This window comes from Geomonas anaerohicana, assembly GCF_016458305.1.
Lineage (GTDB): Bacteria > Desulfobacterota > Desulfuromonadia > Geobacterales > Geobacteraceae > Geomonas > Geomonas anaerohicana.
Genome location: NZ_JAEMHL010000002.1, coordinates 430,992 through 453,320, shown reverse-complemented (window position 1 = coordinate 453,320; position 22,329 = coordinate 430,992). Strand labels below are relative to the sequence as shown.

The window sequence follows — 22,329 nt, the reverse complement described above, 5'->3', positions numbered from 1 at the left end:
CGTCTACTGGATGTTGGTGAAGGTCACTGGAACAACGGCACGGATAGTGCCGTCGGTGCCACTTTCCTCTGTTCCGGCGATGTTGATGGTGGCGTAATACTTGTACTGGGTCGGCGTGCAGGAGGCGATCGACGAGTTGGTGGCGAAGAAATCAGTCAACGCGGCAGTGGTCACCGGAATGTCGCGACTTGCGGAGTTGCCGGGGGGCACAATACCGCCGAACCATCCCTGGAGCCCGAGGGCAAGGTTGCCGGGTATGGCTGGCGCGCCGGCGATCGGAGAGAAGGTCACCGTGTAGCTGTTGAGGGAAACGTTCTGCCCGGTGATGGTGCTGTTGTAGATGGAAGAAAGGACCGTCACTGTCGGATCGGTTACCCCGGGGTTTACCGTCCCGGAGATGACGTTGTTGGTGCAGGTGTTCCCGGAAGCTATCTGCACCACAATCTGGTCCGGAGTCGTCTCGGTATGCAGCTTTACGGTCTTGAAAAGGGCCACGCTAGCACCGGGGTCGGACTCCCCCCCCCCGCAGGATGTCAATGCCAGCAGCCCCACACTCAACAACAAAAGCCCCTTCAGTTTCTTCATTCAAGCTCTCCTTTTTATTACAATACAATTTTCGGCGTAATGAATATCAAAAGTTCAGTCTTCGTTTTCTGCTTGCTGTTGGACTTGAACAACCAGCCCAGCAGCGGGATGTCGGCGAGGAAGGGGACACCGGTGTCGGTCTCGGTTTCGTTGTCGACGTAGATGCCGCCGATGACGGTGGTGTCGCCGTTGGAAACCACCAGTTCGGTGGTGGCCTCTTTCTTGTTGATCGGAGGCGGCGACCCGACGCCCGGGGAGTTGTTGCTGGCCTTGATCTTCATGCTGACGGAACCGTCGGCGGTGATGTGCGGCGTCACCTCGAGGGTCAGCGCTGCTTCGACGAACTCAGTCTTGGTCCCTTCGGCAGAGGTGGTCTGGTACGGGATCGACTGTCCCTGGGAGATCTTGGCCGCCTTGTTGTTCAGCGTGACCACCTTCGGGGTGGAGATGATCTTCACCTGGCCGATGGTCGCGGCGGCGGCGAGCCTCATGTCGAGCTTGATGTTGCTGGTCAGCTTGCCGAAGGAAACCCCCATGCCGATACCGCCGGAACCGGAAGCGCCGGGGCCGGCCGTGGAGACGACGCCGCCGAAGGTGGTTTCCAGGGAGTTGATGCCGGCGACGGAGGCGGAGCCGTCCGAGTAACCAAGCGACCACTGCACGCCGAGGTCACGGGTGAAGGTCGAGGTGGCCTCGACGATGCGCGCCTCTATCTGGACCTGCTTTTCCGGCAGGTCGAGGGTCTTCAGCAGCGCCCTCATGTCATCGAGAGCAGGCTGGATGTCCTTCACGATTACGCGGCTGGTACGCTCGTCCTTGGTGATGATGCCGCGCTCGCTCTTCATGATGTTGAATTGGGTGGCGACATCGTTGATGGAGGCGTAGTTGACCTCGAACACCGCCGTTTTCAGCTCCAGCAGCCTTTCGGCCGCTTTCTTCGCCGCAGTCTCCTCGTCGGCCTGGTTCTGCATCTTGTTACGCGCCTTGATCTGCACGATGTTCCCCTGCTGCACCATGGCGAGCCCTTTGCTGTCGAGGATCACGTCCAGTGCCTGGTCCCAGGGTACGTTGACCAGCTTGATGCTGATGGTGCCGGTGACGTCGTCGGCGATGAGGAAGTTCAGGTTACTGACCTCGGCGATCAGCTGGAAGATCTTCCTGATGTCGGCATCGGAGAACTCGAGAGTGACCCTCCTCCCCTTGTACACCTTCTTCACGGCCCGCTTCTCGACGTTGCCGGAGATCTCGGTCATCGCCTCCTCGGCGCGGGGGGCGGCCAGCTCGTCGGCGGCCTCGGGCGCCCTGGGCTTGGCGGCAGGAGCCGGCGGCAGTTTCGCCGCCACGGCCGGGCCGGGGTTGACGATGTCCCAGGTAAGGACGTCACCCTTGCGGCTGGTGGTGTACTCCGGGCTCCCCTGCAGCTTGACCGCGATCTTGGTGACATAGCCAGCTTTGACCTTCACCTGGTACGGGGTGACGGCAAGGACCGGTGAGCCGAACTTCGAGGTATCCATGGCGCGCTGCAGCGACTTGGGCACCTGGCAGTTGTTAATGGTCAGGGTCAGCCCCTGGGGGCTCCGCACTGGTTCGCCGGGCTCGCAGGTGCCGTGCAGCTTCAACGCGATGCGGGAAACGCCGTCGACGATCTTGAAGTCGACCGCCTCCAGCGCGCCCTTTACGTTGCGCCCGGGCGGGACTTCAGCCTTCATCTTGGCGACCGGTGCCGGTGCCGCTGCGGCCGGTGCAGGAGCAGGAGCAGGAGCAGGAGCAGGTGCCGGGGCCGCGGCGGCCGGTGCAGGAGCAGGTGCCAGGGCCGCGGCTACTGCCGGGGCGGGGGCGGGCGCCGCGGCTGCGGCTGCGGCCGGGGCCTTACCCTTTAATTTGATCTTCACGCCGAGGTCGCTTTTGACGACCTCGAAAGCGGGGAGCCCCTCGCCGGAGGCATCGAGCACCACGCGCACCTTGTCAGGGGTGGAGCCGACCCGGGCGTTGGCGACGCCGAAGGCGCCGACCGGGATCACGTTCTGCGCCAGCGCGTTTTTGACCTTGAACAGATCGACCACGATACGGTCGGGTTTGGCGAGCTTGAAGGAGTTGAAGGTTTCCACCCCTCCCTGTACCGAGAGTTCGACACCGTCAGCCGCGGTGATGACCGCGTTCAGCTTGGGCTGGCCGCCGTTTTCCGCCTCGTTTTTCGCAGCCGGGACCGGCTTGGCAGCAGGTTTGTCGGCAGGCGCTGTCGGCGGCGCGGGGACTGCCGCTTTGGCGTCGGCGGCCTGGGGTGCCGGGGTCTTCGCTGCCGCGTCGGCTACCAGGGTCTTCTCCTCGATGCGCGGCTCGGCGATGGGAGCTTCCTTGGTTGCGGGCTCGATCTTGGCCTCGGCCTCGCGCGGCAGGCTGATCAGGAGCTTGTTCTTGCTGGCGGGATCGGTGGCGACCGAGAAGTCGACGTCGTGGTTGAGCACCAGGGCGACCCGGGTCAGCACGCTGCCACCGACAGGCTGACGCTCGATCTCGATCCGCTTGACGCTGCCGCGGTTGACCTCGATGGGCGAGGCGACCGCACCCGGCTCGGTCTGCGAGATGTCGACGATGATCTTCGCCGGCTCCCCCCCCTTGTAGGAAGTATAGGTAAGGGGCCTGTCGCTGGTCAGCTCGACGCTGGAGCCATCGTCCGAAACCGTCACGGAGCGCAGGGTGGCAAAAGCCGCGGCCTCTGCCTGAGCAGGCTCGTTAACGGCGGTCATCCTCTTGACGCATCCGGCAGAAACCGTCAACAGGACGATGAGTGCCATGGCATGACAAAGAATTCTGCTCTGGTACATGGTCATCTGAAACGCTCCTTACCTTTTCTTGGCCAGCGTGAGCACGGTGGTTTTACTCTTGCGACCGCTCTTCTCCACGACCTCCACCGTCGAGGAGGTGATCCTGGAGACCCTGCCGTTGGCGTTGCCTATCTGCATGCCGACCTGAACTACGTAACCTTTGCCGGTGGGGTCGATCACCAGTGCCTTGTTCTCCCTGAGCCCGGCGATGATGCCGGCGACCTTGAACTTGGTCACCTCGAAGCTCTGGATCGGCAGCAGTTCGACAGCAGGCGCCCCGGCGGGACGGGCGCCCTGGCCGGCCGGCGCTGCCGGAGCCGGCGGCACCAGCAGCGGCTTGAAGGGATCCTTCTTGAAGAGGACCGCGGCACCAGCCTTGGCCGCGGAGGAGAGCTGCTGTTGTACCGGCGGCGCCGGTTTGGGCGCGGGGGCGGGTTTCGGCGCGGCGGGAGCGGGAGGGGGCGGCGCCGGGGCCTCTTCCTTTTTGCAGCCGTACGAAAACGCCAGCAACAGCGTCAAAAGCAGCGCGCTATTTCGGTTTATTGGCATTCGCATTCTTGCTCTCTTTGGGATCGAGGAAACGGAAGGTGGTGGCCAGGCAGTTCACCTTCATGGTGGTGCGCCCCGCAGTTTCCTTGATGTCCGTGACGTTGACGTTGGTGATGTTCACGATGCGCGGCAGTTTCCCGACCGCGACGAAGAAGTCGGCCACGTTGAAGAAGGTCCCGGAGACGGAGATGTCAACCGGCACCTCGGCGTAGAAGTCCTTGGGAACCTCGGGCTTGGGCCTGAACAGCAGGAAGTCGAGACCGGCCCCCTTGCCGGAGTTGGAGATGCTGGTCAAAAGCGACGGGATCTCCTTCTGGTTGGGGAGTTCGGTCAGGGCGTTGTCCAGGTCACGCTTCAGCTGCTCGAATTCGGCCTTGAAGCGCGGCAGGTTGTTGGCGATGCGCCGGTTCTCGTCGATCTGCTTTTGCAACTCCTGCTGCTGCGTCTTGAGCGCCTCCAGTTCCAGGAGCCGGGGACGGTGCAGCCCGTAGTAGAGACCGACCCCTTCCAGGGCCAGCAGCAGTATCAAGAGCGCGACCTTCTCTTTGGTCGGCAGCTTCAGCAACTTCTCTATCTGTGGATCCATGGCAATGCCTCTGATTCAGCTTCTTGGTTTGCGCGCTGCCTGCTCGCGCCGCATCCTGGGCCGGAGGTCCCGGCGCTACGGCTTCTGGTCCTTGATCTGGAACGACAGGTCGAAACGCTTGTACTTGATGCCGCTAAAGTCCGCCTGCTCCGAGACCACCAGTTCCACGTTGGTGAAGGCACCCGACGCCTGCAACGTCTTCATGAACACCGCGATCAGGTCCTCGCTCATGGCGCCGCCGGACAGCGTTACCGCCGAGCCGTTCTCGGTGTACCTGGTGAGCCAGAGCTTGTCCGGGGTGGAGTCGGAGAGCGCGGCCAGCCGCGACGCGGGACCGGTCTTGCCGCGGCGCAGGCGGTTCAGCACGTCGAGCTTCTTCTTGACGTCGGCCTGCAGCTTCTTCAGGTTGTCGATGACCCCGATCTTGGTCTTCAGCTGGGCCAGTTCCGCCTCGGCCTGGGTGATGTCGGACTTCACCGTGTTGACCTGGCTGCGCAGGTAGATCCACCAGCCCAGCCCCACCACCAGGACGGTCACCAGGGCGATCACCAGGATGGTGACCTGCTGGCGCATGGTTTCCTTCTTCTTGGATGCCCGTATCGGGAGGAGGTTTATCTTGATCATTTGTCTCCAGCCCTCCTCGTAGCGAGCCCCACCGCTACCGACATGAGCGGAGCGATCTCATCGAGATACCGGGAATCGAACTCCTTCTCGTTCACGGTAACCCGGGCCAGCGGGTTCAGGATCTCGACCGGGAGCGCCAGCCTCTGCTGCACCGCCTCGATCAGCTGCTGCGTCTTGGCCGCGCCGCCGCTCAAAAAGACCTTGGTGATGCGCTCCTCGCCCGCGGTGGAGTTGTAGAAGTCCAGGGAGCGGCGCATCTCCAGGGCGATGGTGTCATTGACCCGCTGCAGCACCTCGCCCAGGCGCGGGTCGGAGGAGTGCTCGGAGCCCAGCTTGATCTCCTCGGCCTCGGCGCTGCTGATGCCGAACTGCTTCTGGATCTCCTCGGTGTAGAGGTTGCCCCCCATCTGCACGTCGCGGGTGAACAGGGAGACGCCGTCCCTGACGATGTTGAGGTTGAAGATGCTGGCGCCGATGTTGACCAGTGCCACGACCTGGTCCGGGTCGACCGGGTAGTTCAGCTCGAAGGCGTTCTGGACGGCGAAGGAGTCGACGTCGACCACCGCCAGCTTGAGCCCGGCCTCCGCGAACACGGAGATGTAGTCGTTGATGATGTCCTTTTTGCTGGCAACCAGCAGGACGTTCATCTTGGAGGGGTCCTGCTCGTCGGGGGAGAGAATCTGGAAGTCGACGTTGACGTCGTTGATGTCGAAGGGAATGTACTGCTCGGCCTCCCAGTGGATCTGGTCTTCCAGTTCCTCGACCGGCATCACCGGCAGGGAGATCTTTCTGATGATGACCGAGTTGCCCGAGATGGAGCAGACGGCCTCTTTGGCCTTCACCCCCAGGGTCCCCAACAACTGCTTGACCGTCTCGACGATCGAAGAGCTGTCCATCAGGGTGTTGTCGACGATGGCCTCGGCCGGCAGCGGCAGGATCCCGATCTTCACGAGCTGGAAGCCGCCCTTGGCCGGGCGCAGCTGCACGAGCTTCACGGCACTCGATCCTATGTCGACCCCTACTATGTCCTTCTTCTTGGAGAAAAGCATCGCGTGGTCCTATCTACCTAGTCCTGGAATACCTTGTTTTTGTCGGAGAGGGAAAACCCGAGTGCAAGCAGGATCTTGCGCTTGGTCTCCATCCTGCAGTCCTCACCCCGTTCGATCCGGTCAATGGTGATGGGCGATACCCCAGCCAGTCGTGCCAGCTCGGCCTTGCTCATCAGGCGTTCTTCCCGGAGTTTCTTGACGCTGTTCATGATCATAAGTAGGCACCGCTTGAAGACAGATGTTACGAATTTTGGCGCACTTTCTCATCAATAAAAAGGAAAGTCAATATTTTATTTAAAGTTATATGTAATTATACTTCAGAATAAAAACTTTCCCATGGGGAGAAGCTGCGCCTCCTGTCTCACACGCGTTTTCTAATGGGCGGGATGGGGAGATCATACCAATAAAAAGGCGAGTTGCAATTTTCGGCAACCCGCGTAGGTGAAAAGTCGCGACTCAAGCTGCAAGCAGAGGGGAACCGACCAGTGTTGTCCGGTTGGATGTTGCAGTGGTAACCAAAGTCCCCCCTCCCCTGGCGGGAGGGGGGAGCTGCAAACATCTAACCGGACAACTAGGACCGGCACCTTGCGGAGTCAGTCCCCTACTCAGTAGGCGTAGAGGACGGAGAGGCGGGCCTTCTCGCGGGTCCCCTCTTCTTCCCGCACCCCCTGCACATAGATGTTGTACATGGCCGGCACGTGCTGCGGGCGGATCACGTCATCCTGGCCCGCCACGGCTCCTCCCGCGTCCAACAGGTAGTACCCGCTGCGGTCGGTATTGCCCGGCACGGTGTCGATGATCTTGGTGCTGACGTTGAACCCCGTCGCCGGCGGCTCTCCCGCCAGGCGAAACGAGGTCTCCGGTGCCTGGGCGGGATCGGGGCTGGCCTGGACATCGCTGCAGGCGGACCAGTCGGCGCGCGGCAGCGTGAGTTTTTGCTGCAGGCATGGATCGAGCGCCACCTTCAGGTCGATTCCGGGGAAGTCGCGCTCGAAGTCGGAGGTCCCGTACCCGGATTGAAAAAGCCTGGGGAGTATCTCGCTGGTGAACAGGTCGAGGCCGCCGTGCGCCGAGGTGAGGGCGCTGCGGTAGCGCTTCTGGCTCGCGGCGACCTGGGTCCCGGCGATGATGGTGGACAAAAGGGCCATCGCGATCACCAGGGAGAGCGTCGTCAGCATCAAAGCGGTAATCAGGGCTGCGCCCCTTTGGCAACGTAGAGCCGCCATAGCCCCCTCCCCTGCTACAGGTTTTTGGGCTGCACCACGATCGTGTACAGTTTCCAGCGATAACTGCGCCACTGCTCACCGAAGGCGGCGCCCATCGCCTGGGAGGTCCAGACGTGCCCCGCGTAATCGGGCAGCTCCGGGTCCCCGACCACGACGGCGCGCGCCGGGTCCTGCACCGGATAGCGGTAGCCCGGGTCTTGCCGCCCCTGCTGGGCCAGGATGTAGACTCGGACCTCCTGCAACTCCTCGCGCAGGTACTCCGCTGTGAACACGCCGTCATCGGGGTCGGGATGGTAGTCGGGTTTGCCGTCATGGTTGGTGTCCATGTAGAACACGACCTGCATGTCCGCCACGCAGTCGAGGATGGGGTACTTGGTGTAGCTGCCGTTCTGCTCGATGGTGGTCTTGTAGAGCGTGCCGGTCCCGGGGTTGCACACGGTGGAGATGTCCGACCTGCGGTTGATGTAGTAATCGGACCGGTTGAAGGGGAAGGTGAGGTCGCCGCCACCGTTGGCCACTGCGTAGACGACGTGGCTGTCGCCCCTCTCCGCCGGTGCGAAGTCGGCATCGACGTCGTCGAGGAAAAAGGTGAAACTTCCGTCGGCGGTGACCAGGTCCCGGACCGGCTTGCCGGAGGCACCGACCCCGGTATGCAGCACGATGGCGCGGGCCTTGGTGCCGATCTTCAGTTCGGGCTCGACGCGCGACGGCCTGGTGACCGCACTGTAGTTCAGATAGCACCAACTGTGACAGACCGTGTTGATGCCGAGGGGGGTCCCCTTGACCACCAGGTAGTCGGAGCCGTTGAAACCGACATCGCTGCCGACGCGATAGCCCGGCGGCGCAGAGAGACCGGGCCTGTCGTTGAAGTTGGCGGCCTTGGCACCGGCGTACCCCGGCACCAACTGCAGCTCCTCGGGCGCTTCGGCATAGTTGAGCCAGGCCGGCAGCGTGTAAGGAAGGCCGAAGCCGGCCAGTTCCAGGTCGCGGCGCATCAACTCCAGCCCGATCAGCCCCTCTATCTCGGTCTCCGTTTTTTTGCCCAGCTGCCCGGTGCTGCGGACGATGTTGGCAAAGGAGCTGCTGATCAGCGTCATCACCACCGCGAAGATGAGCATCACCACGACCAGCTCGACCAGGGTATATCCTCCCCTCCCCCCGCAGTGCCTCATTCGCCGTTTCTCCTTGACCTGAGCGCGAAGATCTCGTGCCGGTTCCCGACGCCCTTGACGGACCAGTTCACCATGACCCGCAGTTTCCTGGTGGAGTTCCCCACCGCGCTCCCTTCCCGGACCACGCTAAAGTGCCAGGGAGTGCCGGCTACCATCTTCTCGCCGGCCTCCTCCTTGTGCACTCCGGTGGTGATCCTGTCGAAAGGGAGCCTGCACCAGTCGTGCATGCGCTCCTCTGCCAGCAGGGTTGCCTCCTTACGCAGTTTGTCCCTGAGGTTTTGGTGGTAGGCCACGTTCACCGACTGCAATAGCCCCAGGAGGCCGACCGTCATGACCAGCAGGGCCATGAGCATCTCGACCAGGGTGAAGCCGCGGCTACTTGAGCTTGATGTTCTCGGTTTTACAGTCATCACCCGTGCCCTTCTTGCCGATGCTCACCCTGGTGGCGGCAACGACCACGCTGTCTACCGCGCCGTAGCCCGGCACCGATTCAAGACAGATGGAACTCCAGCCGTAGGTGATCCCGGTCTCGTCAAAGTCGATGTTGCCGCCGGCAGCGAGGTCCAGGTTGGCGGTGGCGGTCACCGGATACTGCAGCAGGTGTCTTTGCACGGGATGGACCGCCCCCCCGTCCTGCAGCGAGGAGTAGACCTCGAAGCGGTCGGCGTAGATCTTGACCCGCGTCCCCCTGCGCTGGTAGATGGCCAGGGTGCGCGCCTTCAGCAGTTCGGTGAAGAGCAGGCGGGTCTGGGCGTCGATGCGGTAACTCTTCTGGTACTTCTGAAAGTAGAAGGAGCCGATGGCGGTGAGGATGGCCGCGAGGCCGATGGCCAGTATCATCTCGATCAGCGAAAAGCCGCGCGACCCCATACTCCCTCCGGGCCCGTCCCGGATCAGCCGGGCGGCCTAATTTGAACTTTCCAATCTTAGCAGAGCGGGGGTAAAAAAAAAGCCGCAGCGGCGCGGCAAGTGAAAGGTAAAACGACAGCGGCCCTCCTTGTGGGAGGGCCGCCGGGAAGCAGTCGCGAGTGGTGGGACTAGAAGGCGTACAGCACCGAGAGCAGCGCCTTTTCCTTGGGGTTGGAGGCCTTCTCGCCGCGCACCTCGAAGGTGTAGAGGGCGGGGTTGTGTTTGGGCGAGATGCCCGAACCGGTGCCGGCGACACCGACGCCGCTGTCAAGGTAATCGACGCCGGTGGTGTCGGAGTTGCCCTGTACCGTGTCCACGATCTTGGCGTAGACCTTGAAGTTGCCGGCGGAGGAGACCCCCCGCAACATGAAGGTCAGGTCGGGGTTGTCCTTGGCGTCGATGGTCTTGGAAATCGTGTTGCCCCAGTCGCTGGTGGCGTATTTGAGCTTTTTCTGGAGAGCGGTGTCGTTGGTGACCAGGCCGATGTCCCCCATCCCGCCGGAACCGTAGGCAAGCTTGAGCGGGTTGATGGCCGAGGAGTAGTTGTTGAAGAGCTTGGGGATGAACTCGCGCGTGATGAGCTCGGTACCCCCGTAGGCCGCCTCGATGGAGTTGCGGTAGTTCTTCTGGGTGGCGGACACCTTGGTCTCCAGCAACAGCATCTGCATCAGCCCCGCCACGATCCCCAGGCAGATCAGGGTGAACATGAGCGCGGTGACCAGCGCTATACCTTCTTCATTGCCTAACTTTTTCATAACCGTACCGTAGTGCTACTGAATGAGGTTTTGCGGCCGCACCACAATGGTGTAGACCTTCCAGCGATAGTTTTCCCACCCGGTCCCGATCTGGGACGGCAGGTCGAAGGTCCTCCCCATGAGGGGTCCGCCGAAACTCTCTCCCACTGCAATCTGAGAATTGGGATGCTTATAACCGGTGTCCTTTTTACCCTGCTGCGCCAGGATGTAGATCCTGATCTCCTTCACCTGCTCGCGGATGTCCTTGGCGGTTCCCGTGAGCGTGGTCTGGTGGAAGTTGACCTCGTTGGAGCCCGCCTGCCCCATACCGTACACCACCTGCATGTCGGCCACACAGTCCAAAAGGGGAATGTCGGTGAAGTTGGCACCCTGGTTCAGCACCGACTTGTAGAGGATGCCGGTGTTGGGGGCGCAGACCGGGGGGGCCGGTGTCGGGCGGTACACGTAGAAGTCGGCCCGGTTGAACGGCATGCGCAGCGTGCTGCTCTGGTCCACGCCGTACACCTGGAACACGTCGCCCGAGGAGTGCGGCAGGGTCAGCGTGGTGTAGTTGGAGAACGGTGCCGAATAGGCGCCGCCGCTGATCTGCAGTTCACGCTTGGGAGTGTTGTCGGTGAAGGTGTTCCGGATCACCATCACCCGCTCCGTGTTGGCGAAGTCGCGGGTCGGATCGTTCCAGAGAGGCGCGTTCTTCGCAGTGTCGCTGTAGGACACCGTCATCCACTTCTTCTGGGTGGCGTTTTGCGAGTTGGCCACGGTGAGCGATTTGATCACCAGGTACTGCGAACCGACCCCGGCCCTGGTATTGAAGGTCGTGTTGCCGCTTTGCACGGCGCGCGGCGCCCCGTCGGTGTCATAGGTGTAGGTGGCCACGGCATCGTTGAAACTGAGGGGGCTCTTGCCTGTCGGCCAGAACCCCGCAGTCATGGGGATCCCGGTGTCGCTGTTGGTCACCTCGGTATAGCTCCCGGCAGCGGGCGCAGAGCGGGTGGTGAGGGTGAAGGGGAGACCGTAGCCGGCGTTTTGCACGTCGGAGCGGAACATCTCCAGCCCGACCACGTTGCCGATGTCGGTCTCCATGAGCTTGCTCTGCTGTCCGACCTGGGTCAGCACGGTCTGGAACCCCTGCGAGGCCACGATGATGACCGTGATGAAGATGGCCATCACCACGAGCAGTTCGACCAGCGTGTAGCCGTGCTCCCCCCGTACGGGTACATCGTCGACAGGTAGGTTATGGTCGCGCCTCATGGCCTGGCCACCACGGACACCACCCTGTTCATGGTCGTCATATTGCGGTAACTCCATTTCACGATTACGGTGACTTGCTTGGTGCTGGGTTGCAGCCCGTCGTAGGCAAGGATCTGGGTGGCCCGCTCCACGGTGTAGTTCTTGGTGCCGCTGCGTATCTTTCCCGCCTCGTTGAACGTTGTGTAAGCGGTGGAAAGCTTGTCGAAGGTCTTCCCCCTGAGATCGGCCATATACTTCTCCCCGATCCGGTTCCCCTCGTTGCGCAGTTCGTTCTTCAGGTTGTACTGCAGGCTCACGTTTATCGATTGCAGCACCCCGAACATCCCGACGGCGAGAATGACCACCGCCACCAGGACCTCCACCAGGGTAAAGCCGTCGTTATTTCTGATCGATACTGGCTGGGACACAAGCTCCTCCGGTTTGTCTCTTCCCCATGTAGGTGCGCGCGGTCGTAACCACCACGCTGTCGATGTAGCCCGGGTTCAAGGCCACGCCCCCCGGCTCGATACAGATGGAGCGATCCGACACCACCTGCATCCCTCGCGCGTCGTACCAGACCCGGTTCGCACCTGAGCTCATCACAATGGGGAAGGTGAGCGGGACCACGGAAATCGGGTTGGCACCCGCAGTGGTGGCCGATGAGTAGATCTGCAACTGCGACGTGCTCAGGAGCACGATGCGCGGCGTCTTGGTGTACATGGCCTGGACCCTCACGTCGGTGAGCGTGTTGTAGATCTTCCTGGTCTGCGCCTCGATCAAGGACTTGCGCTGCATGCTGCTGAACTGCATGCTGCCGATGGCCAGCAGGGTGCCTATGATGGCCAGTACCACGACCAGCTCGACCAGGGTGAATCCTCTCTCTCGCATGGATCAGCGCTCCTGAATGTGCATGATCTTCTTGACCGGCTTGTTGCCGCTCTTGCTGACGATCGGGAAGGCGTCCGCCGGCGGTTTGCCGGTCATCGGGACGCCCGAGCGCCGGTTCAGGCGCGCGGCCCCGCTGCCGAAGGCCTGGGCCAGGTCGACCTCCTTGAACTCGCCCGTGGAGAGCTGGATCAGCGCCTTACCGGCCAGTGCCGCGTCGCTGGGTCTGCCGCCGGTATCGTACCCCAGGGCCCACAAGAACGAGTTGCCGCCGAAGCCGCACGGGTCGGCGGTGGGCTGGAACGAGGTGAGGAACACGGTGCCGTTGGTGAGCGCGACGGCGTCGGTCACCACGCGCTCCGCACCGAAGTTGCCGCTGGAAAGGTCCAGATCGATCTTCCAGCCGCCGGAGCCGACAGAGGTGATGCTGGTGGACTGGTCGGTCACCCCGGAGGTGACGGTGGCGGTGCAGTTCTTGTCATAGACGTTGCCGGGCAGGGCATTGGTGTTGTAGCAGGGATCCTTGATGCCATAGATCGAGCGCTGGTTGCTGAAGTCGTCGATGTCGGTCCCGGCCCGGTAGTAGTACCTGCCGGAGCCGAAGTAGAGCCACAGGCGCTTGTTCTTGCGGTCCTGGAGCCGGGCGATGGCGGAAACCACCGGACCGGTGTCCTCGATGACCGGGCTCCAGCCCCAGTTGGCGACGGTGCTGGTCTCCTTGGTGGTGATCCTGATCACCCCGCCGTCGCTCCAGGTGTTGGTGCTGGTGTTCTTCTTGGTGTAGCCGACCAGGATGGCGTCGTCCTGGTAGTGCCCGTTGGCATAGGTATCCCAGCGGTCGGCGTCGATGGGGCCGCCCAGCATGGAACCGGCGAAGGCGTTCTCGATGCCGGTATCGATGGTGCGCAGCAGCTCACCGGAGCGCAGGTCGACGATGAAGAACTTCAGGGTCTGGTTGGACTGCCCCTTGAACTGGTTGTTATTGGTGTCGATCTTGCCGGTGGGGCCGGAGCCGAAGACGGCGTACCAGTGCCCGTTCTTGTCGCGCGGTCCCACCCTGACCACGGCCGGGCCGGTGGTGGCGTAGCCCATGGCCGGATCATTGAACTCCCACATGAGCGACGGCGCGTCGGGGTTGGTGACGTCGAGGGCGAAGTAGGTCGAGTAGCCCAGCGCCTTGGTGGCGTCACTGGGGTCGGCAGCGAGCGGGGTCTGCACGCACTCGGCACCGCTGGCGCAGGTCTTGGCGGAGGCCCCGCCGATACCCATGCCGCCGATCAGCACCGTCCTCCAGGTATTCTTGGCGGGGTCGAGGTGGTTGCTGCCGTCCACCAACTGGGTTTGCTTGGGGCAATCGTAGTAGGTGGCCGCGTCCGCGCAGGTCCCGGTGTTGGTGGTGACACCTATGCTGGCATCGAAGAGGACGGTGGCGCCGTCCACGTAGTAGAGGTGGTTGTACTTGGGGTCGCCGTAGTACTGCAGGAACGGCAGGGCCTGTTTCGGAATGTACGCCCACTGCTCCTCACCCAGCCCGGAGCCGGAAAGGGTCGCCTTGTGCGTGCCGCTCGCGGTCACGTCCAAAAGCCCCAGCTTGAAGCTGTGCAGCATGCCGTCGTTCCCGCCGACATAGACCATCCCCCTGTTCTTGTACTCGTTCGAGTTGATAAACATGGCATAGGATGCATCACCGTATCCGCTGGGAGCGGCGATGTTGTAGGTATTCAGTTTCCCCGTGGACTGGATGCGCGGCGTCGAGGAGATGATGTCGCCCAGGCGCCATTCGCTCGCGGCGCTGATCACGTTGGTGACCGGGTCCTTGATTTTCACCTTGCGGCTGCGGTATGAGGCGAACCCAGTCAGGTCGTTTTGATCCACACCGTGCACGTAATCGATGAGCCTGGTTGCCTCTCCGGCGCTGACGTTCAGGTACGGCGCCAGGGTAGCGGAGTTGTCCGTGTTGGAGGTGCCCCGGAAGGTGCCGGACGAGAAATCGATGAGCGAGGTCCCGTTGATGGAGGTGAAGATCTTGCGCGGGCTGGCCGAGAGGTCACGGCCCCAGAGCTGCTTGCCGGCGCGCCAGATACTCTTGACCACGTCGGTATCTTCCTTGACCTCGGGGGTATCCCCCAGGCCGTCGCCGTTGGTGTCCTGGGAGACATAGGCATAGGTGGTGTTGTCAGTGCTATCGAAACGGAAACTCACCACATGGTCCGCGATCAGGTCGAGTTGCTTGTCGGCGTTGGTGTCCTCACGGATGGTGGAACGGCTGATCTGGGGATCCACGAAGTACCAGAGGTTCTGCATTTCACCGATCCAGTCCGACGAGGTCTGGCTCGCGAAGATCTTCCTCGGGAAAAAGACGGCCTGCAGAATGTTGGCGCCGCTCCCCTCGCTGTTACTGAGGATGGAGGCCGCCGTACCGGAAGAAGCCTTGGCGGCGATGGTCTGGAAGATGGTGGAGAGCTTGTCGCGCTGCTCCACCGGGCTTTTCGCCATCTCCAAGGTTGTGCCACCGTTGCTGGCCGTCTTGCCCAGAAGGACCTCGGCGGAGCAGACATCAGTGGTGCCGGTGGACTCGCCGTTGAGCACCACGTAGGTGGTGAAATAGTCGCGCGGGTAGGTGCCGTTTTGGCAGGTTTCTCCGGACGGGCAGTCGCTGTCGCTGCTGCAGGTGGTTGAGGTGTGCCCCGAGCAGTGCACCGGCGTCACCTCCGTGGTGCTGAAGCTGGCGAGGTTCTGGTGCCGTCCGAGCCAGGACATGACCGGCAGGTTGGAAGTGCCGCCATGGTCCACGGACCCGCTGGGCACCGTGCAGGCGCCGGCCGTGGTGCCGGCCTGCGAGGCGTAGAGGGTGGCCAGGTTGCTGACCGCAGTGTTGCGATCGGCGGTGGAACTGCCGTCGCTTACCAGCAGCACGTAGTTCTGCTGGCAACGGTACTCGGACGGGTGCAGGACCTCGTTGAAGTCTACGGGGTTGACAACGCTGGTGGTGTCGATGGCGTTGATGCGCAGGCCGGTGAGCCCGGTGGCGGCACCGGTGACGCGGCTTTTCAGGCTGCCGCCGCTCTGCGGAATGGCGGCGAAGTAGCCGAGCACGTCGTAGAGGGTCTCGGCGAGCGGGGTCCAGGAGGCGGCCCTTATGCCGTCAATTTTCCCCACCAGTGTATCGGACGCGGTATGGGTGCCGGCGGTGTTGCGGACGCAGGCCTGGTTGGAGCCGGAGCAGTTGCTCACGTTGGTGCAGACGTCGGTGCTCAGGTTGCCGCAAAAGCCGTTGAGGCAGGTGTTGGGGCTGGTGCACTGGGCGTCCGAGGTGCAGGCTGTGCCGGTCATGGTGGCGCAGAAGCCCTTACCGACCGGGTAGATGATGACGCCGCCGTCCAGGTTCGCGTTGCCCGAGGCGATGTCGCAGCGGTTGCCGCTGCCACAGTCGATGTTCTGGACGCAGGCCTGTACCGGTGTCACCTGGGTGCTGCCGGTCCCGACGTAGCAGACCTTGGCGTCTTTGACGCCGGCTAGCGCGGTTTCGGACGCGGAGCCGAAGGGGTTGAAGGTGGCCACCCCAAGGCGGATCTTGTCAGAGAACTCCTGGACCAGGCCGATGGGCTGGCAGGTGCCGGAAGTGCAGGTGAAACTACGCTCCGGGTTGGTGGTGCCACAGTCGCTAACCGTCGTGCACGAAGTGGCACCGATCTTCACCCTCATCTTCTGTATTGGTGCGCCAAGCTGCGCCTCCACCCCGATGCCGCTCAGGATGGCCGGCATGTTCTCGGTGATCGCAGTATCGGAGGGGGAGTCGGTCGGGTCGGTGACGGGGGGGGACGCCATGTCCCCGCAGAAGCGATACTGCGCTTCCCTCATGGCAAGGTAGCTGTTGGCGGAACCGGTGGCGGTCACCACCCAGTTACCGCTCGAGTTCTTGGTAAAATACTGTCCTTCGTAGTTGGTGCCACACAAAAGCGCCGGGTTACCCGCACCGATGGCGTCCGGACCGGAGTCGCAGCTCACTGTGCCGTCGGCAGCGCAGTCGGTGGCGACCGTGCACTGCTTGAGGTGGTCGTTGTGACAGGTTTTGTACGAGGCGTAGATGTCGGGGCACTGGTTCAGCACGGTGTTCATGTTGGCAAAGCCGTAGCCGTCGGCAGCGGTGTGGGTTTCACCCCTGATCTTCCAACACTCCTGCATGGACTGCTGAAAGCTGACCTTGGTCTTGGTGGCCGCCCCCTGGGCGGTGAGCACGCAATCGCCGACGTAGTTGGCCACGCACGGGCCGTAATCCTGGGCGGCGGTCACCACGCAGGGCCCCTTGTTCGAGGTCGTCGCCGCAACGTAACCGACGCAGGACCCGGCCTTGCCGGTGAAGTTGGTCCCAGTCGACTTGAACTTGCAGTCCGCATCCGCGGTGCAGGAAGTGGCAGGGGGGGTGTCCTTGCTACCCGGAGTGGGGGTGTACATCGACTTGTCGGTGGAGCAGGTACCAGGTGTGGCCGCAACAGGTATGACACAGTTGGCGTCAGTGCTGCAGGCGATGGTCGGGTCGACGGTGCAGGAGTTGCGGGCGGCGATCTTGCAAGAAGCGGTGTCAGTCAGTCCGGTGCAGGTCCGTGCGAGAGCCGTCTGGCAGACGTAGGCGGATGTGGTCGATTTGTTGAGGTAGCAGTCGGAACTGCTTCCACATGCAGGAACCGACAGCCCCGTGGGAACGTTCTGGCAGCTGCCGGTGGCGGGTGCGGTGCTGGCCAGACAGGAATCCACGGTTTGCTTGATGTCGGCGTTGCCGCCGGTGGCAAGAGCCTGGATGGCGTCCTGGCAGTTGCCGTAGTTGAAGGTCGCACCGCCGAACAGGTTGATGTAGGTCTGGCCCCCGTTGGAGGGGGCGGTCGAATTGTACTGGTTCCCTTCGCCGGTGATGGTGTAGGTCACCTGGAGCGAGTTATTCGGGTCGGGCGTGCCGTCGGCGAAGTTGATGAAGTCGGCGGTATTCTGATCCTTCACGAATGCCTGCCCTACGCAGCCCCGCGACTCCGGGATGAAATAGCTGCCGTCGAACTTGCCGCCGGTCAGGGTCTGCTTCTCGGCATCGAGCTTGGACGCAGTGAGCCAGTTGAGGTAGTTCCCCTTGGCCACAAAGGCAACCAGCGCCTTAGCGGTGGTGTACTCGAGGCACATCTGCCCCGGGAAGGTCTTGGTGACGTTGCTGGCGTTGGTGCCGCAGGAGACCACCGACAGGGCTGCGGCCAGCGTGCTCCCCGCTACCGGCCTGAATTCGTCGCCCGTTCCGTCATTCTGCTTCTTGTAGTAGTAGTAAAACTTGTCCTTGTTGAAATAGCCGTAGTAGCTCTTGGTGCTGTCGAAGGTCTGGTCGTAGCAGTAGAAGGGGCGGCGGTCGAAAACGCTGCAGGTGCCGCCGGGGCAGTCCACGTTGGTGGTGCAACTGTTGGAGGAATTGGAGCAGTGTTTTTTCCCCTCGTCCACGTACTGTAGGTCGTACATACTGGCCGAGTTGTCGATCATGAGCAACAGGTTCGGCGGCACGTTGCCGGCGACGAAGGCGGGCTTTACGCAGTACGGTTCGCCGGGCCAGGAGAGTGTCGCCTGGGCGGGCGTCGGTTGCAGAGCCCAGGTCAAAGCCAGGAAAGAAGCAGCAAGGAGCAGTTTACTTTTCATATTTCCCACCACACACCTCCATATCCAGAGGGACGTTACTCGAACACATCGCCGGCTAACGCAGCAATTCCTGCATCGCCTTGGCATCCTTGTACCCCACCAGTATCCGCCCGTCCGACAGAATCAGGGTCGGCGTGGAAAGGATGCCGTTGCTCTCGGCGAACTTGATGGTGTCATCCACCGGCTTGTGGGCATCCTTGTCCGTGGCAGCCGGCAGCTGTTCGCCCGCGAACGATTTATCCAGAAGGTCCAGAGAGCCCCGCGCCAGGATCACCCGCGACTTGTCGTACGCCTTGGGGTGCATCTTCAAGGGGTAGAGCTTGATGTAGATGGCCAGGTCAGGCTCCAGGGCCGCCAGTTTTTTCAGCTCCGCATGCGCCTTGGCGCAGTAGGGGCACTCGGGGTCGGTAAAGACGAACAGCTTCTTTTTCCCGTTGGCATTGCCCATGACCAGTGCGTTGTCGGTGGTCAGGGTGGCAGGATCGAGGCGCTCCTTGCGCTCCGCCTTTTTGGCCTGCTGTGCCGCCCCCCCCACCGGCTGCCGCGACGCGATGTCGAACACCTGGCCGGCGATGATGTGCTTCTTGCCGTAATCGATGTAGGCCACACCGCTCTGGCCGGCCTGCTCGAAGGTCACCTCGTACAGTCCCCGCACCGGCGCCGGTTTCACATCCTTCACCGGGCCGATCGCCTTCAACAGCGTACTGGCCTCCTGCAGCGTGATGGAGTGACAGGAAGCGCAATCCCCGCTGCATCCTTCCGACATGGCGAAGGCGGGTACGGCAAAGGCAATCAGGGACAGGGCGAGACATGCTGCGAAAATGCGGGTGAGATTTCTTGCGAAGGACATTCAGCTACCTCGTGGGTGATTTCGTTGCTTCGTCAGGGCGAGCAACAACCGTGCCCTGGTCCCGCCCGCGGCGCTGAAGCGGCGGTTTCAGCGTCAATACGGTCAGTTGTGGCATACCATAGCACGGGGGCACCGCAAAAAACTACGCATTTTTTTCATAGCAGCCCCCCCTACCCCGCAAAAAATTGGCACCTGAACCTATCCCCTTCCCCTCGCGGGGACGTTCGAGGCTGACCTCCCCCTCCCTTGACGGGAGGGGGGACCAAGCCCCCGGTCGGAATCTGTGAGAAGCTCGCGGGAGGGGGAGATTTAGTAAATATGCTGCACTGACCTCAGTTAGCGCTTGATGACAGCGGAAGCCGGCTAACCGAGATCGTACTCCTTGAGCTTGTACAAGAGGGCCCGGTGACTGATCTCCAAAAGCCGCGCCGCGTGGGTCCGGTTGCCGGCGGTCTGTTCCAGGGCACGCACGATCAGCTGCCGCTCCAGCGCCTCGGCCCCCTTCTTGATCGAGAGCGAATCGGGCAACTCCCCTCCCCTGCGCTCCAGCCCCACCCCCCTGCGCACCACCTCCGGCAGGCAGCCAAGCCCCAGCGACTCGCCATCGCAGAGCACCAGGCCGCGCTCGACGCAGTTTTCCAGCTCCCGTACATTCCCCGGCCAGCCGTAGCGGACCAGCGCCTGCAGCGCCTCGGGTGTGGGGCGCACCCCGGGCATACCCATGCGCTCGCCATGCTTCTCCAGGAAGTGGTCCACCAGAAGCGGCACGTCCTCCACCCGTTCGCGCAAGGCGGGAAGGGACAGAGTGAAGACGTTGATGCGGAAGTAGAGGTCCTCGCGGAAGCGCCCTGCCGCCACTTCCTCGGTGAGGTCCCTGCTGGTGGCTGATACCACGCGGACGTCCACCTTCTGCGCGGCGGCGGCGCCCAGGCGCCGGATCTCCTCCTCCTGCAGCACCCGCAGCAGCTTGACCTGCAGCGGCAGCGGCAGCTCGCCGATCTCGTCCAGGAACAGCGTCCCGCCGTTGGCCTCCTCGAAGAGGCCGACCTTGTCGTAAGCGGCGTCGGTGAAGGCGCCCTTGACGTGCCCGAACAGTTCGCTTTCCAAAAGCGAGGCGGGGATGGCGCCGCAGTTGACGGCGACGAAAGCCCCCTGGCGGCGCACGCCGCAGTTGTGCAGCGCCCGCGCCACCAGTTCCTTGCCGGTCCCCGATTCGCCCTGGATGAGGACCGTGGTCTTGTGCCCGGAGAGTTTCTTGACCAGGTCCATGATCTGGCCCATGCGCTCGTTTCTGCTGATGATGTCGGGGAAGGCCCGCTCCCGCACCGCCTCGCGCAGCCTGCGGTTCTCGTCCTTGAGCCGCTCCCGCTCCTCCGCCTTCTTCAGCACCAGGGAGATCTCGTCGCTGTTGAAGGGCTTGGAGATGTAATCGTAGGCGCCGAGCTTCATGCACTCGATGGCGTCGTCAACGGTGCCGTAGGCGGACATCATGATGATGGTGGCGCCGACGCCGGACTCGGTGCAGGCGGCCAGAAACTTCTTGCCGTCCATGACCGGCATGCGGATGTCGCACAGGATGAAGGCGTAGCCACCCGCGCGCGCCTTGGCCAGCGCGTCCGCGCCGTCTGCGGACTGCTCCACCAGGTAACCCTGCTTTTTCAAAAGGACCTGGAGCATGTGGCGCAGGTTGGCTTCGTCGTCCACCACCAGGATTTTCTTCTTCTCGGTCAACATCTGCTCCTTCCCACCTTCGCAAAACGCTTGCTGCGCAAGCAGCTACGGCGGGTAAACCCAGTCCCCAGGTCCCCAGGTCCCCAGGTCCCCAGGTCCCCAGGTCCCCATGTCCCCAGTCCCCAGTCCCCAGTCCCTAGCCCCTAGCCCCTAGCCCCCAGTCCCTAGCCCCTAGCCCCTAGCCCCCAGTCCCTAGCCCCTAGCCCCTAGTCCCTAGCCCCTAGCCCCCGGTTCTGTGGCCGGCAGGGTCAGGGTGAAGCGGCTCCCTTTGCCGAGCTCGCTCTGCACGCCGAGACGGCCGCCACAGGACTCGGCTATGCGCGCCGCTATCGCCAGGCCGAGACCGGTCCCCTTGCCTGGTTCCTTGGTGGTGAAAAACGGGTCGAAGACCTTGTTCAAAAGTTCCGGGGGCATCCCTTCGCCGTTATCCGCCACCTCGATGACCACTTCGGCTCCGGACCGCCTCCCCTTTAACCACAGTTCTCCTCCCCTGGGCATGGCGTCCCGCGCGTTGACGATAAGGTTGATCAGCAGTTGTTCGAGCTGGTGCGGGTCGGCGTGCACCGTGGCAAGGCCGGCCTCGACCTCGACCGACACGTCGAGGTGCTTCAGCACGCCCTGATCGGCCAACAGTTTCACCACCTTTTCCAGCAGCGGACGGATCTCCACCTCCTCCCACTGCACGCGCTTGGGACGGGCGTAGTCCAAAAGCCCCCGCACGATCCGGTCGATGCGCCTGGATTCCTCCTCGATGCGACGCAGGTAGTCCGCCTTCTCCGTGTCGGCGGCCAGTTCCTCCCCGAGAATCGCGGAGTACCCCATGATGGCAGCCAGCGGCGTGCCGATCTCGTGCGCCATCCCCGCAGCAAGAAGCCCCACGGAGGCCATCTTCTCGGAACGCACCGTCTCGTTTCTCGCCTCGACCAGTTCCTTGTTGGCCCACTTGAGCGACGCCACCTTCTCCTCGACCTCCACCCTCTTCTCCCTGAGCGCCACCATCATGCTGTTGAACCCTTCGGAGAGTTCGGCGACCTCGGTGCTGCCGGCAACGTTGACGGAGACGCCGAGGTCCCCGGCGGTGATGCGCCGGGTGGCGGAGAGGAGACGCTTGATGGGGGAGACCACGGTACGGGACAAAAGGTAGGAGCCGAAAACGAGCAGCAGCAGGAAGTCCAGGGCGAAGTAAGCGAGGAACAGGTGCCTGGACATGGAGAGCCGATCCTGGACCGGCTGCAGCGACAGCGTGAGGCGTGCCGCGCCGACCACCTTGCCCTGCTGCACGATGGGGGCGTAACAGCGGCCGCTACGCTTGTCCGGGGCGAGCTGGAACAGGGAGCGGCCGCTGGTGAGCACACTGCTCAGGCTGCTGTCAGTCTCGCTGCCGTCGGCCACGGCATAGAGCCGGCGGCCCTCCTGGTCCACCACGACGAGTCCCGTGAAGCCGCGGTCCCGCCTCAACTGTTCGAGATACTGCACGATCTGGCTTTCCGGGTCCGGCGGCGCCAAGGGACGCGGCAGCGCCGAGACGATTGTGGCCAGCAGCACCTTGGCGTCCTCGCCCTTTTGGGCCAGGAGATCGTTTTCCGAGGTTTTGAAAGATATCAGGGAGAGAAGGGCCCACGTGAGCACGAGCAACATGCTCAAGGCGGAGAGGATGTAGAAACTTAAGCTGAAACGGAATGGTTTCAT

Annotated in this window: 19 protein-coding genes; all 19 read right to left on the bottom strand. The window is 62.8% G+C overall.

Translation table 11 applies throughout. The features are described from left to right. Positions 1-3: 3 nt before the first annotated feature. Positions 4-585, bottom strand: coding sequence for a hypothetical protein (locus JFN91_RS05320; protein ID WP_199388150.1), 582 nt, complete (start codon positions 583-585; stop codon positions 4-6). Positions 586-602: 17 nt separating this feature from the next. Further along, positions 603-3,416 carry a type IV pilus secretin family protein gene (gene pilQ, locus JFN91_RS05315; RefSeq protein ID WP_199388149.1) on the bottom strand — a complete coding sequence of 938 codons (2,814 nt, stop codon included), beginning with the start codon at positions 3,414-3,416 and terminating at the stop codon, positions 603-605. Positions 3,417-3,428: 12 nt separating this feature from the next. Continuing rightward, positions 3,429-3,965, bottom strand: a complete 537-nt coding sequence (locus JFN91_RS05310) for a pilus assembly protein PilP (protein WP_199388148.1) — start codon at positions 3,963-3,965, stop codon at positions 3,429-3,431. Then, the gene (locus JFN91_RS05305; protein ID WP_199388147.1) at positions 3,940-4,545 is read right to left on the bottom strand and encodes a type IV pilus inner membrane component PilO; all 606 of its coding nucleotides are present in this window, start codon (positions 4,543-4,545) and stop codon (positions 3,940-3,942) included. The genes JFN91_RS05310 and JFN91_RS05305 overlap by 26 nt, the downstream gene beginning before the upstream one ends. A gap of 75 nt (positions 4,546-4,620) precedes the next feature. After that, a complete protein-coding gene (locus JFN91_RS05300) occupies positions 4,621-5,169 on the bottom strand; it encodes a PilN domain-containing protein (protein WP_199388146.1) in 549 nt (182 codons plus the stop codon). Next, positions 5,166-6,218 carry a type IV pilus biogenesis protein PilM gene (pilM, locus tag JFN91_RS05295; RefSeq protein WP_199388145.1) on the bottom strand — a complete coding sequence of 351 codons (1,053 nt, stop codon included), beginning with the start codon at positions 6,216-6,218 and terminating at the stop codon, positions 5,166-5,168. The genes JFN91_RS05300 and pilM overlap by 4 nt, the downstream gene beginning before the upstream one ends. A gap of 17 nt (positions 6,219-6,235) precedes the next feature. Beyond that, a complete protein-coding gene (locus tag JFN91_RS05290; protein ID WP_041248407.1) occupies positions 6,236-6,433 on the bottom strand; it encodes a helix-turn-helix transcriptional regulator in 198 nt (65 codons plus the stop codon). A 390-nt stretch (positions 6,434-6,823) separates the two neighbouring features. Then, a complete protein-coding gene (locus JFN91_RS05285) occupies positions 6,824-7,444 on the bottom strand; it encodes a pilus assembly protein PilX (protein WP_199388144.1) in 621 nt (206 codons plus the stop codon). A gap of 14 nt (positions 7,445-7,458) precedes the next feature. Then, entirely contained in the window at positions 7,459-8,616 is a 1,158-nt protein-coding gene (locus JFN91_RS05280; RefSeq protein ID WP_199388143.1) for a prepilin-type N-terminal cleavage/methylation domain-containing protein, read from the bottom strand. Then, the gene (locus tag JFN91_RS05275) at positions 8,613-9,026 is read right to left on the bottom strand and encodes a type IV pilus modification PilV family protein (RefSeq protein ID WP_199388142.1); all 414 of its coding nucleotides are present in this window, start codon (positions 9,024-9,026) and stop codon (positions 8,613-8,615) included. The genes JFN91_RS05280 and JFN91_RS05275 overlap by 4 nt, the downstream gene beginning before the upstream one ends. Next, positions 8,992-9,486, bottom strand: a complete 495-nt coding sequence (locus tag JFN91_RS05270) for a pilus assembly FimT family protein (RefSeq protein WP_199388141.1) — start codon at positions 9,484-9,486, stop codon at positions 8,992-8,994. Before JFN91_RS05270 ends, JFN91_RS05275 begins: the two co-directional genes overlap by 35 nt. A gap of 167 nt (positions 9,487-9,653) precedes the next feature. Further along, positions 9,654-10,280 (bottom strand): pilus assembly PilX N-terminal domain-containing protein, encoded by a 627-nt coding sequence (locus tag JFN91_RS05265; RefSeq protein WP_199388140.1) that lies wholly within the window; start codon positions 10,278-10,280, stop codon positions 9,654-9,656. A 15-nt stretch (positions 10,281-10,295) separates the two neighbouring features. Further along, positions 10,296-11,528, bottom strand: coding sequence for a PilW family protein (locus tag JFN91_RS05260; RefSeq protein WP_199388139.1), 1,233 nt, complete (start codon positions 11,526-11,528; stop codon positions 10,296-10,298). Then, positions 11,525-11,935 (bottom strand): prepilin-type N-terminal cleavage/methylation domain-containing protein, encoded by a 411-nt coding sequence (locus JFN91_RS05255; protein WP_199388138.1) that lies wholly within the window; start codon positions 11,933-11,935, stop codon positions 11,525-11,527. The genes JFN91_RS05260 and JFN91_RS05255 overlap by 4 nt, the downstream gene beginning before the upstream one ends. Beyond that, entirely contained in the window at positions 11,907-12,395 is a 489-nt protein-coding gene (locus JFN91_RS05250; protein WP_199388137.1) for a pilus assembly FimT family protein, read from the bottom strand. Before JFN91_RS05250 ends, JFN91_RS05255 begins: the two co-directional genes overlap by 29 nt. 3 nt (positions 12,396-12,398) lie before the next feature. Further along, the gene (locus JFN91_RS05245; RefSeq protein ID WP_199388136.1) at positions 12,399-18,059 is read right to left on the bottom strand and encodes a pilus assembly protein; all 5,661 of its coding nucleotides are present in this window, start codon (positions 18,057-18,059) and stop codon (positions 12,399-12,401) included. Between the two features lie 55 nt (positions 18,060-18,114). Then, on the bottom strand, positions 18,115-18,909 hold the full coding sequence (locus tag JFN91_RS05240) for a DsbC family protein (protein WP_199388135.1): 795 nt from the start codon (positions 18,907-18,909) through the stop codon (positions 18,115-18,117). A 363-nt stretch (positions 18,910-19,272) separates the two neighbouring features. Beyond that, positions 19,273-20,640 carry a sigma-54-dependent transcriptional regulator gene (locus JFN91_RS05235; protein ID WP_199388371.1) on the bottom strand — a complete coding sequence of 456 codons (1,368 nt, stop codon included), beginning with the start codon at positions 20,638-20,640 and terminating at the stop codon, positions 19,273-19,275. Between the two features lie 213 nt (positions 20,641-20,853). Continuing rightward, the gene (locus tag JFN91_RS05230; protein ID WP_199388134.1) at positions 20,854-22,329 is read right to left on the bottom strand and encodes a sensor histidine kinase; all 1,476 of its coding nucleotides are present in this window, start codon (positions 22,327-22,329) and stop codon (positions 20,854-20,856) included.